The following is an 11,980-nucleotide window of genomic DNA, read 5'->3' as shown; positions in this document are numbered from 1 at the left end:
GAAGCTTACTTTGTCTCCGGATACCAACGATCTAATAAGGTCTTAGAACGTTGCAGCTCCGTTTTCCAAGTATCGACACCAACTATCGTAGGTTTTAAGAGAATAATAAGCTCGGTTTTCTTCTTCTGCTTACTACGGTTTTTAAACAATTCACCTAGGAAGGGAATATCACCCAACAAAGGCACTTGTGATACCACTTCGATGTTTTCACTCTTCATCAAACCACCAATCACCACCACATCACCGGAAGCCGCGCGGATGACAGTATCAGACTCACGAATTTCACTCTGAGCTAAGGGTAATTCCAGTAATTCGTTACTCACTTTGATATTTTTTCTCTGCTCTTTTACATCGATAACAGATGGATGCACATGCAGTAACACATTGCCGTCACTATCAATTTGCGGCGTAACGTCTAAGGCTATGCCCGAGAAAAACGGCGTAAGCTCGACTTGCGGAGTCGTCACAGGTGTTGTACCCGCAACTGTGGTCGAAGAAACGTCGGTGACAAAGTACTCATCGGAACCCACTTTAATTACGGCTTTTTGGTTATTCGATGCAGTGACCCTTGGGCTAGACAGTACATCCACATCACCTTGGGTATCTAATAGGTTGATCATAGTCGTAAAGTCAGAACCTTTAATACTCAGCGAGGTCACGCCACCAATAGCCGAGGTGATTTTATCACTTAAACCTGGGCCCGCTGATGTACCAAAATTCACATTCGTATTGCCAACATGTCCCAGCACATTATCCCATTGGATACCTTGCTGATAACCATCGGATAATGTGACTTCGAGGATCTTCGCTTCTAAAATCACTTGGCGCTGCAAATGACTTTCTGCGGAATTTAAGAAAGTACGCACTTGGCGTAATTCACTAGGAAAAGCACGAATGGTCACTAAACCCGCCTGCGGCGTAACAACAACCTGACGACCGCCACCCGTTTCGCCGATTATCGAGGATAATGTCTCTTTCAACTCTCCCCAAAAATCTGTCTTAGTACGCGAACGGATAAAAGTACCGTTACTACTATCGCTACCGCCATTACTGCTCGAGTTATTGCCATTACTGCTGTTCGAGTTATTATTATTCGAGCCGCTATTGTTTGAATTGTTATTGTTCGAATTACTATTGGAATTATTGCTATCCGAAATCCGTCCTGAACTCACTGACGTCACAGATAAGCCATCGCGTTCCATGTAGAGATAATTCAGCGGAAACGTCTCGGTACGCATCCCAGCAGGAAACACTCTTAGGATGCGCCCTTCGCGACTCACTTCGTAGCCGTAGATATCTTCAACCACTTGAATTGCTTCAGTTAACGTCACACCTTTAAGGGATAATGAGATCGTACCTTGCACGTCAGGATGTACGGCAACACTCAGCGGTGTACCTTGGACTAAGCTTGGAAAAAATACTTTAGCATCAACATCGTGGGCGGATACATCGAAACGACGCTCAGTTTCCAACGTGGGGGTCAAACCTGATAGCAATGCGCCTGAATTCAATTCCCGCTGAACCGCGTCCGGCATAGTCGCAGGCGGTGGCGTCGTTGATGCCGTTGCCGTCGCCATTGAGGCCGCTAATTCCGCCTTACTCGCCTCCGGCTGTGGCCTATTTGTGGTCTGACACGCCACAAGGCAAAGTGAGAGCAGAGGTGTAAAGTATTTAATCGCTTTCATCTGAGGTGTATTCCCTATCTCTCTGTTATTGCTTGAAACAATGTCAATTTCCGTCCATCGGACAGCGATACATAAGTGGGGGTAATTTTAACGATACTCAGCCCCTGAACGCTGTCGCCAACAGACAATATCTTGTTATTTATCACAGCATAAGCCGTGTTTCCTGAGCTTACTATGCTGTTAAGTACAAGCGCCTGATCCTGCGTTTGACTCGCATGACCCTGCACAGCAAAGCCTTTACCGGGCAAAGTCGGGTCGCGCAGCGATTCAGCAGATACCATAGGGCTACTAACCAATAACAACACACTGATAATATAAGACTTATTTAGAAACACTGATAAAGTCCTTATTAATACTCAAGGTATAAAGTTCAATCTCTACAGTCGCTTTTGGATATTCCGCGACTTTATAGTCGAGACGCTTCCAATAAAGTTTATCTGGCATGGCCTCAACGGCTTCCACAAAGCGCAACACAGAAAAATAATCACCCTCTAGACTCAAACGAATACCATGACTATATAGATTGAGTTTTTTCTCTTCACTCACGGGTAACAAAGGGATGGGCGCTATCGACATAAACTTAATTAATTTAATCCCTTGCACTTGTCCTAGTAAATTACCCAGCAACTGCGGCATATAGTCTGCCGGCACCATATCCACCATCTGCTCATCGAGCTGGGCATCTAGGGCTTGATTCTGTTGCTGCAACAGCACTAGACGCTGTTGGTAATCTTGATTGGGATCTAACGCTAAACGTTGCTGATACAAGTCAATCTGCTGAGCCGAAATCGCGTTTTCCTGATCTAAGGCTTTTAGTTGTTGTGAAACAGCCAGATGGGTTTTCCACAGGGACTCTAAGGGTAAATAACTCAGCATGCCGACCACGGCCAGAATGGCGACTGAGATCAACACTCGCTCACGGCGACTTAGCGCATCAAACTGTTGTCCTAATTGGGCTAACTTTTGCTTCATTGCGCGGCTTCCTCCTTGTTATCGCTTTTCAAGGTAAAGGCCAAAGGTTTATCTTCACCGCGATCCATGCTCATCGACGAGAAAGCTTGCCCCTTTAAAGTCTGCGTAGTTTTAAGTTTGCCAATCCACTGCGGAATGCTTTGAGGATGGTCGGCAAAACCTTCGAACATAAAATCTTGCTCATTAATGACGATATGACTAAGCCAAACACTCGCATCCGACACGACGGCTAAATCTTTAAGAACTGGCGCAAAACCACGGCTAGTTAAAGAAGTCCTAAGACTCAATTCTCCCATGAGTAATTGCTTCAGCTCTAACTGTTGTGCCGCTAAATCGACTCGCGCAACAAGATCGGCATCGGGTTTACGCGCAGCAATTTGTGCTTCTAATGCCTGTTTTTGGGTATCGAATTGCTGCTTTTGTTGGGCAGCCAACTGCTGGGCCTGTTGTAACTCACTGACTTGCCAGTAGCTATAACCACCTAAAACCGCAAATAAGATCGCAAAAACCAAGGCGTAGGCACTTAAACGCGCAAAGGTTAATCTTTGCTTCGGGGGCAATAATGAAGGAGTGTAAAGATTGACTCGGTATTTAATCACTCAGTACCTCGATAAAATTCAGCAAAGGCTAATCCCGCCATTCGCGCGCCAACACAGCTTTTATCAATGACATTCACAGCTTGATTGAAGTTTGCCGAGACTAACTTAGCTAAAGCATCCACGGCACCATCGGCGAGGAGTTCGATAGAAGATACCGGAGCCTGTCTCAATTGACTTTCAAAATAATCCATAGAACGCTGAATTTCTAAGCTTAAATTGTCTGCCATGCCATAACTTAACTCATCCGCTTGAGTCTTATCCAATTGAGTAAATCCGCGCACGCGACGCTGCATATACAGCTGACCCTGCTTAACCACAGTCAGTAGCAATTCTTGACCGGGATTATGGCTTACCACCAGACGCGCTTGGTTGTCATCATTAAATAGGTTAGTTACGGCTAACTCTTCGATACTAATACCGAAAAGTTGTAAATCTTGTTCATGAATGGCCTGCACCATACTCACTAACTTAGCTTTATCCACCACCACAACATTGATTTTATTACTCGGAATGGGTGACTCAAAGTAATCCAAATGGATTTGCGGTACAGGTAGCGTGACCATGTCTTTAATTGACCACAACAAGGCTTGGGATAACTCGACAGTATCGACATTCGGTTTATCGGTCAGCAGTAATTGATAAAGGCCTGAAGCCAAAATCAGCTGTAACTGTGCATTGGGAAAGGATTTAGCCACAGCAGCAAACGCCAATGACCAGTGCTCATCTTTCAGCTCAAAGGGTAACCACTGCTCAGCATTTTCTTTTTGGGCAGGTGCGTAAACCCATAATTTATCGGCGCAGACATAGACACCAAGGCTAGTCGGTTCTGTTCTCTTCTGCCAAAAGGCTAATCGACCTATAAGACTTTTTTCCATAAAGATGCCTATAACCAACTGAATTTAAAAGCTTGAGTAGTCTCTTTCGCACAAACTTCCTGTCACTCCACTCTCCAGTGCTCCTTGACCTATGACCTGCTCGATACAGAATAAAAACCGCAAACGTCATATTTTTGGCACTGGCTAGTTTAGCCGCAAATGCTCGTATTTTATAGATAAATACGTGAATAATAGGATCTATTTGTCTCTAAGACGACATTAATCACCCAAACACTGAACTTCCCTTACTTAGCCTCTATGGGTTCACTGAAATACATTCCTTGCGCTGCGCCAACACCGAGGATTTGCAGTGTCTGCCACTCTTCAAAGACTTCTACCCCTTCGGCGCAGACTTGTACTTCCGTTCGATATAAACCACCAATCAAACTGCGAATAAATAATTGGTTTTCTGGTCGTAAATGAATATGACGCACAATGGATCTGTGTAACTTAATTAAATCAAAATGGCATTCGCGAATGTAATAAGTACCGACAACCTGCTGACCCACATGGTCGACACATAATCTCGCGCCCATTTTACGGATCATATCTAATTTAGGCTGCAACTTATCTTGATGTTGAATAACGATATCTTCAGACACTTCGAAAATCAGTCTCGTGGTTAGATGGCGATATTCTAATAGCGTCGTTTTTAGCCATTGAGTGAAGGCTCGGCTCATTAGCGAATCCAAACTCAGATTAATACTGTATATCTGCGGCGCTGATTTCTTAATTGTTTGAGCATTCGATACGCCGTCTGCTAATTCATTCGACAATAATAACAATACCCTCTCAATAATTTGCCGTTCGACCTGTGGCATTAAGCCACATTTATTCGCCATAGGAATAAAGAGTGTGGCACGGATTAACGCCCCCTGATTATCCCGAGCCCGCGTAAATATCTCTTTATGGTGTTCATTACCATCTGAATCAATTATCGGCTGGCTAAAGGGGAAGAATCGCCTTTGCACTAACGCGTTTTCTAAAAAGCTTCGCCAACGCACTGAGCCTTTGGCAAACTCTTCATCAATCGCGCCTTTGTCGTACATAAACCAATTACTATTACCCTGTAATTGTGCCGCCCTTAAGGCCATATCGGCTTCTTCAATTAACTGAGCCGCATTATCGCCTGCGGTAAAATAAGCGCATCCGAGGTGGAAAAAGTTATCGCTATTCTCAACATCAGGCAAAGGCTGGCTTAGACATATCTTGAGTAGTTTGCTGGCAAATTGATCCGCTTCAATTAAGGAGATTTGCGGCACGACTATGGCAAATTGATTATGGGAGCGACGGGCAAAAATACTATTAGCTTGAGTTTGCAGCAATTGACTTATCGCATTAACTGTCGAGTTTAATAGCTCTTTCGTCACGGCTTCACCTTGGGATTGCTGCAATAAATCCAGATCATCCATTTCTAATAAATAGATTACCCCGTGGGCAAGCATAGCCTGATTATGACTAAGGGCGTCGAGACGATTATTCAAAAAGAGTCGGTTACCAATGCGAGTTTCCGCATCGAGAAAGGTATTAGAACGGATGAATTTGTCGAAACGCCCCCGCTCCTTTTGGGCGTCTTGTAACTCTTCTAACAACTTAGTCAAAGCACGGTTAATCAGCCTTGGTTTACCATTTCCGGGGGTAGCGAGTGCTTGCTCATGCTTACCTTGCAGAATCAATCGACTGCGTAAGGCTAATTCTTCAATGCCATCGAGCTGCTGTGAAAACCATAAATAACCAAAACGCACTAAGGCAGCCACGGCTAAGATACCGACCAACAAAATCAGAATTTCATACCAACTGAAAGTGTAATGTTCAAAGGGCTGAGTCAAGGTTAACTGCATACGCAAGCCAGATGTCGGCTCTAGCACATGGTCATACACCATGGCATTTTGCGTAGTCAGATTGCCTTCATAGGCAAATAATACTTCATCTTTCAAGGTCAACCGAAAATTAACGGCATTGTAAGCAAGCAGCATGGGCGGTAGCCAGGCCTCTAGCTCCCAATCAGGTTGGTGTTGGAACTGATCCACTAACATAGTTTCGAGTTCAGCGACTTTTTGCTGCTGAAATTTATAGGTCAGTTGCACGAAACTCATCATAGCGCTCAGCAAAAATACGAAGGCGATAGCGGCTAATGACATTAACCAAAAGCTGGTTAATTTTGTAGTTAACATTCGGGTGAATTTCATCTATCCGCTATCCTGCAGGATTATTATAATTATTTGTGCGATTTTAACAGAAGTTCAACAAAAGTTGTCCGTTGATTATTCAGTAGCATAACCTAAAAGGCAACTAAGACGCTGTGACTTTAATGTCCACTTAAAAACAAAAAAGAGGCTAATTAGCCTCTTTTTAATGTTTTTACCACTTTTAGCCTAGTCGGCGTATTTAGGTAAAGTGGTGATAGCAGCCACACCAGAGTCGATAGCCGCTTGTGCAACCGCACGGGCGACATTTGGCAATAAACGTGGGTCCATAGGTTTTGGCAGCACGTATTCAGGGCCAAAACTCAACGACGTCACATTAGGATAAGCCTTCAATACACTCGCAGGCACAGGCTCTTTCGCCAGTGCAGCAATTGCATGAACTGCCGCAATTTTCATCTCATCATTAATGCAAGACGCACGCACATCCAATGCACCACGGAAAATAAACGGGAAACACAATACGTTATTCACTTGGTTTGGATAGTCGCTACGACCCGTACCCATGATCAAATCACTACGCGTTGCATGAGCAAGTGCAGGTTTGATTTCAGGATCTGGGTTAGAACATGCAAAAATCACTGGCTTATCGGCCATCAGCGCGACTTCTTCTGCACCAATGACGTCAGGACCTGATAGACCTAAAAATACGTCTGCACCTTTAATAACATCAAGAAGCGTGCGTTTTTCGGTATCATTCGCAAAGAGTGCTTTATATTCATTAAGATCTGTACGACCAGAATGAATAACACCCTTAGTGTCTAGCATGTAAATGTTGGCGCGATTCGCACCGCATTTTACCAGCATAGTCATACAAGCGATGGCAGCAGCACCCGCGCCCATACACACAAAAGTCGCGTCGCTTATCAACTTTCCTTGAATTTCCAGCGCATTGATCATACCCGCCGCAGTCACGATTGCGGTGCCGTGTTGATCGTCATGGAATACTGGCACTTTACAACGAGCAATCAATTCACGTTCGATAACAAAGCATTCGGGCGCTTTAATATCTTCAAGATTGATACCACCAAAAGTGTCAGCAATCGCAGCAACAGTATTGATAAATTCCTCAGGCGTATTATGCGTAATCTCAATATCTGTCGAATCGATATTCGCAAAATGCTTGAACAATAATGCTTTACCTTCCATTACCGGTTTAGAAGCCAAAGGGCCCAAATTGCCTAAACCTAAGATAGCCGTACCATTGGTAATCACGGCAACCGTATTACCTTTATTGGTATAACGATACGCATTGTCAGGATCTGCAGCGATTTCGCGTACTGGCTCAGCCACACCAGGGCTATAAGCTAGGGCGAGATCGTGACTCGTTTCGGCGGGTTTGGTAAGGCAAACTGCGGTTTTGCCTGGTATGGGAAATTCATGATAATCGAGTGCTTGTTGACGAATATCTGACATTTTAAAATCCTGAAATGCGACATTTATAATTTATGAGAGTAAGACCTACCAACACACATCTAGTCTCACCAAAGGGTGATGTTAATAGTCTGGCTGGTCGGGGTAAGATACGCCAATAAGGGGAATTTATAAATAAGAGATTCATAAATTTCACTTTAGCCGCCAAATAGACCCTCTAAGCTTAGTTTTATAAACTTATCTCCTATAATAAAGCTGCATTTCTTAATATGTTTTGTAGGAAACAAACATATATTTTGTAGTTACTGCGCTAGTTGTAGCGACTTAATCTCAAAAATGTTGGTTAAATTACAATATATGGCGGCTAGCATATTTATCTTATAGTTAATTGCTATAAATAAGTCGAATTATACACTTGAACTCTCAATACAGAATAAGTTGACTATTTATTGAGTGAAGTCGTACCAGCTAGATATGTAGAATAAGCGGAATAAAGAAAATCGACGAATAACAAAAAGCAAAAAGGCGCCATAGGCGCCTTTTCTAGAAACATTGCAATCGCAATTATTTCTTTGCAAGCACTGCGAAGCGCTTGTTGAATTTGTCGATACGACCGCCGGTATCAACAACTTTTTGTGTACCAGTGTAGAATGGGTGACAAGCACCACATACGTCTAAATGCAGATCTTTACCAGCAGTAGAGTTTACTTTGATAACGTTACCACAAGTACAGTTTGCAGTGATGATAGCGTATGTTGGGTGGATACCTGGTTTCATTGGGGTTACCTCAAAAGTGTAAGGCCATGTCGCTCTTCCAACCCGTAGTCGGACACCACATGCATGTTAATAACAATATGTTTAGGGCGCAGAATGGTACAGCATACCTACAAGGGATACAAGTAGATTATCTGAGCGTTTGCCGGTTAATCTGTGTCTATTTTGACTTTAGTTAAGCGGCTTATTTTCCCGCTTCTTTAGCCTCAAATACCGCCCGCGCCTCTTTAGCATCAGAATGCTGATCCAAAATCATTTTCGAAGGACAAGATAGCACCGCATTGCTCTTGAGTGCATTGATTCTATTCTTCGAGAAAGCCACAGGATTTGCCTCGTAAATCGCCAACATAGCGCCATATACACTCACATCCCAATCCTTGGCATATCGATTGGCGATACGCCACAACGTCTCGCCAGCAAGATACGTTAACTGGCAATGTTCGGGCGTCTGTGAGGCCGTTTCAGCAATATTCTGTTTTTGCTCATTATTTGCCGTTTTCACTATTTCTAGAACCACAGTTTCAGTTGCAGCGTTTTCAACAGCCCCTTTTTCAACAGCAATCGTCTCAGAGGTTTTAGCGAAGGCGTTTATCTCAGTAGCAGACGTATTTTGTTTATTCGCAGCTTCAGGAAATTTAAAGCCAGTCACCACTTCTACCGTTGGTACTTTGGATTGGGTATTTGCAGCAGTAGCAACAGTCACTGCGGGCGTTACCTCTACAAGTGGCTTTAATTCTGCCACCACTGTTACAGGCTTAATGCCCACTTTATCCGCACTTTTTGGGGCGCCCGCTGTGGTGGTATTTTTAGTGTCCGGAACCGCTTTTGTCGTTAACGTGGCAGAGGCAGGTTTAGCCGCGCCGAATAAATTAATACTTTTGACGTCATACCATCGGTCAAGGCGATACTCTCTCACTAAGAGTTTAGCGCTGCTATCCTTCACATCTTCAACGCCAGTGAGTAAAACTAAAAAGCGATTAATCTCCTCAACCATTAACCTTTCTTCGCCGCTAGCTTGCTGCACGACAAACTCTAAGCGCGACATATCTTGATTGTCTGCGATCACATTCACCCTGAGTTTAGGGTAAGCGCCTAATTCAAACATCCGGCTATTAATACTCACATGGGAGACTTGTGCCATGCAAGGTGCGCTGCACACCAAAGCAAGTAGACCTAATGATTTCACTATATTAGCCATTTATTTACTCTCAACTATCCTTGGTAAACCATCATTAGGGCTAGCCCTAGCCAGCCGCGCTGAGTACACTAAACCACATTCTTGTCTAAGACTTGCCTGCATATGTCATTGTTTGTCGAAGTTGCGTTACCTGTGCCTATGCGGCAAACCTTTAGCTACCGCGTACCCGAATCCTATCCTAGTACACCGCAAATAGGTGTGCGCGTTAAAGTTCCCTTCGGTCGTCAACAATTGATCGGGTTAGTCACTGGTATCACTGAGTCTTGCAGCTTAGCCCCAAAGCAAATTAAGTCTGTGCTCGAGTTTATCGACGATAAACCTTTACTGCCTGAATCACTTTATAAATTAACTCTTTGGGCTGCGAGATACTATTTTTGCAGCCAAGGGCAGATGCTAACCCAAGCATTACCTGTGGCCCTGCGTAAAGGGCTCGATGCCGCGCCACAAAAGATTCAATTCTGGCAATTAACTGAAATAGGCCAAAATATTGCGCCCGAAGCGGTTAAACGCGCACCCGCACAGAAAAAACTACTCGAGTTACTCAAAACCGCCAGCTTAACCCAAGAAGAGGTTATCAGCTTAGACATCAGTAAAGCGGCGCTTAAAGCCCTAGAGGATAAAGGCTGGGTGGCACGCCATGAAAAAATTGCCGAGCTTAACCTCGACTGGCGCACCACACTCGAAATGGACGAAACGCCACATAAACTCAATAAAGAACAAGCCGTCGCCGTTGCCACTTTAAATCTGCAACAAGGATATCACTGTACTTTATTAGAAGGCATTACCGGTTCGGGTAAAACGGAAGTCTATCTTGCTGTACTCGAAGAAATCCTCAAGCAAGGCAAACAAGCGTTAATTTTAGTGCCTGAAATCGGCTTAACACCTCAGACAATCAATCGCTTTAAGCGCCGTTTCAAAGTCAATGTTGCCATTTTGCATTCAGGGTTAACTGACAATCAGAGACTCGAAGCATGGCGCCAAGCCCGCTGTGGTCAGGCTGCAATCATTATTGGCACGCGTTCAGCCTTGTTCACACCTATGGCGTATCCCGGCATCATCATACTCGATGAAGAACACGACAGTAGCTTCAAACAACAGGAAGGCGTTGGTTATCATGCCCGCGACTTGGCAGTCATGCGTGGCCATTTAGAAGCGATTCCGGTGATTTTGGGCACAGCGACGCCCTCACTCGAAAGTCTACAAAATGCCTTAAGCGGCCGTTACCATCATTTACAACTGGGTGAACGCGCAGGTGCAGCTAAAAAAGTGCGCCAAGGCATTATCGATATTAAAAATATGCCGCTGAAAGCCGGTATGTCAGTGCCGTTACTGAACGAAATCCGCTTGCATTTAGACGCAGGCAACCAAGTCTTGTTGTTTCTCAATCGCCGCGGCTTCGCACCAGCCCTGCTTTGCCACGAGTGTGGGCACTTACACGAATGCGACCGCTGCGACGCGTTTTTCACAGTACATCAATCCCTTGGCGAAATTTGCTGTCACCATTGTGGCAATCAATACGCTATCCCCAAGCAGTGTCACAAATGTGGCAGCACTATGTTGATGGGCCAAGGCATAGGCACAGAACAGCTCGCAGAAGCGCTGCAACAAGAGTTTCCGAAACATCCAGTAGTACGCATCGACCGTGATACGACCCGCCTAAAAGGCTCATTAGAAACCCACTTAAATGCGATTCATAAGGGGGAATATAAAATCCTCGTCGGAACGCAAATGCTGGCTAAAGGCCATCACTTCCCTGATGTCACACTTGTTGGGTTACTCGATGTCGATGGCGCCTTATTTAGCGCCGACTTCCGCGCGCCCGAGCGTTTTGGGCAACTCTATACCCAAGTTGCAGGGCGCGCAGGGCGCGCCAGTAAACCCGGCACGGTATTATTGCAAACTCACCAGAGCGACAATCCCATTTTGCGGGATTTGCTGCACCGCGGTTATGGCGAGTTTGCTCGCAGCCAGCTCAAAGAGCGTCAACAGGCACTGCTGCCGCCAGCATGGCATATGGTATTGGTGCGTGCCGAAGCGCATTTAGCCAGTGATGCCGATAACTTTCTCAACGCCTTCGCCGCGCTCTTGCCCCAAGATAAAGAATTTGAGGTGATTGGCCCTATGCCTGCACCCTTAGATAAAAAAGCTGGCAAGTTCCGCCGCCAACTCTTATTCCAAGCTAAAAACCGCAACCGTCTGCAGCAAGAGTTTGAACGTATTCATCCGCTTGTAGAGCAACTTATCGAAGCTAAACGCTGCCGATGGAGCTTAGACAGAGATCCACAGGATCTCCTCTGAG

The 11,980-nt window shown here is 44.9% G+C and carries 10 protein-coding genes; 1 reads left to right on the top strand and 9 read right to left on the bottom strand.

Features of this window, described 5'->3' with window-relative positions:
* Nucleotides 1-5 precede the first annotated feature (5 nt).
* The 9 genes from mshL to L5L77_RS17570 all read right to left on the bottom strand — a co-directional run bounded on the left by mshL (nt 6) and on the right by L5L77_RS17570 (nt 9,681).
* Nucleotides 6-1,685 carry a pilus (MSHA type) biogenesis protein MshL gene (mshL, locus tag L5L77_RS17610; protein ID WP_263183611.1) on the bottom strand — a complete coding sequence of 560 codons (1,680 nt, stop codon included), beginning with the start codon at nt 1,683-1,685 and terminating at the stop codon, nt 6-8.
* 14 nt (nt 1,686-1,699) lie between these two features.
* A complete protein-coding gene (locus L5L77_RS17605) occupies nt 1,700-2,020 on the bottom strand; it encodes an MSHA biogenesis protein MshK (RefSeq protein ID WP_105251271.1) in 321 nt (106 codons plus the stop codon).
* The gene (locus L5L77_RS17600) at nt 2,007-2,657 is read right to left on the bottom strand and encodes an MSHA biogenesis protein MshJ (RefSeq protein WP_263183613.1); all 651 of its coding nucleotides are present in this window, start codon (nt 2,655-2,657) and stop codon (nt 2,007-2,009) included. The genes L5L77_RS17605 and L5L77_RS17600 overlap by 14 nt, the downstream gene beginning before the upstream one ends.
* Entirely contained in the window at nt 2,654-3,256 is a 603-nt protein-coding gene (locus L5L77_RS17595; RefSeq protein WP_105251269.1) for a fimbrial assembly protein, read from the bottom strand. The genes L5L77_RS17600 and L5L77_RS17595 overlap by 4 nt, the downstream gene beginning before the upstream one ends.
* Complete coding sequence (locus L5L77_RS17590) at nt 3,253-4,131, bottom strand: MSHA biogenesis protein MshI (protein WP_263142551.1); 879 nt, start codon at nt 4,129-4,131, stop codon at nt 3,253-3,255. Before L5L77_RS17590 ends, L5L77_RS17595 begins: the two co-directional genes overlap by 4 nt.
* Before the next feature lie 245 nt (nt 4,132-4,376).
* A complete protein-coding gene (gene csrD, locus L5L77_RS17585; RefSeq protein ID WP_263186526.1) occupies nt 4,377-6,320 on the bottom strand; it encodes an RNase E specificity factor CsrD in 1,944 nt (647 codons plus the stop codon).
* Between the two features lie 186 nt (nt 6,321-6,506).
* Nucleotides 6,507-7,751: a malic enzyme-like NAD(P)-binding protein gene (locus tag L5L77_RS17580; RefSeq protein WP_168825695.1), complete on the bottom strand. Its 1,245-nt coding sequence runs from the start codon at nt 7,749-7,751 to the stop codon at nt 6,507-6,509.
* 522 nt (nt 7,752-8,273) lie between these two features.
* Complete coding sequence (gene rpmE / locus L5L77_RS17575) at nt 8,274-8,486, bottom strand: 50S ribosomal protein L31 (protein WP_063883331.1); 213 nt, start codon at nt 8,484-8,486, stop codon at nt 8,274-8,276.
* Nucleotides 8,487-8,667: 181 nt separating this feature from the next.
* A complete protein-coding gene (locus tag L5L77_RS17570) occupies nt 8,668-9,681 on the bottom strand; it encodes a FimV/HubP family polar landmark protein (protein ID WP_263186527.1) in 1,014 nt (337 codons plus the stop codon).
* 102 nt (nt 9,682-9,783) lie between these two features.
* Between L5L77_RS17570 and priA the strand changes: the two genes are divergently transcribed.
* Nucleotides 9,784-11,979 (top strand): primosomal protein N', encoded by a 2,196-nt coding sequence (priA, locus tag L5L77_RS17565; RefSeq protein ID WP_113940093.1) that lies wholly within the window; start codon nt 9,784-9,786, stop codon nt 11,977-11,979.
* The last annotated feature ends 1 nt before the right edge of the window (nt 11,980 follow it).

The sequence above is a fragment of the Shewanella sp. SM29 genome, from assembly GCF_025654245.1.
Taxonomy (GTDB): domain Bacteria; phylum Pseudomonadota; class Gammaproteobacteria; order Enterobacterales; family Shewanellaceae; genus Shewanella; species Shewanella oncorhynchi.
This window is presented reverse-complemented; position numbering and strand designations above follow the sequence as displayed.

Coding starts and splice junctions, on each gene's coding strand:
- mshL (WP_263183611.1), bottom strand. CDS start 1,685: ATGAAAGCGATTAAATACTTTACACCTCTGCTCTCACTTTGCCTTGTG.
- L5L77_RS17600 (WP_263183613.1), bottom strand. CDS start 2,657: ATGAAGCAAAAGTTAGCCCAATTAGGACAACAGTTTGATGCGCTAAGT.
- L5L77_RS17590 (WP_263142551.1), bottom strand. CDS start 4,131: ATGGAAAAAAGTCTTATAGGTCGATTAGCCTTTTGGCAGAAGAGAACA.
- csrD (WP_263186526.1), bottom strand. CDS start 6,320: ATGAAATTCACCCGAATGTTAACTACAAAATTAACCAGCTTTTGGTTA.
- L5L77_RS17580 (WP_168825695.1), bottom strand. CDS start 7,751: ATGTCAGATATTCGTCAACAAGCACTCGATTATCATGAATTTCCCATA.
- rpmE (WP_063883331.1), bottom strand. CDS start 8,486: ATGAAACCAGGTATCCACCCAACATACGCTATCATCACTGCAAACTGT.
- L5L77_RS17570 (WP_263186527.1), bottom strand. CDS start 9,681: ATGGCTAATATAGTGAAATCATTAGGTCTACTTGCTTTGGTGTGCAGC.
- priA (WP_113940093.1), top strand. CDS start 9,784: ATGTCATTGTTTGTCGAAGTTGCGTTACCTGTGCCTATGCGGCAAACC.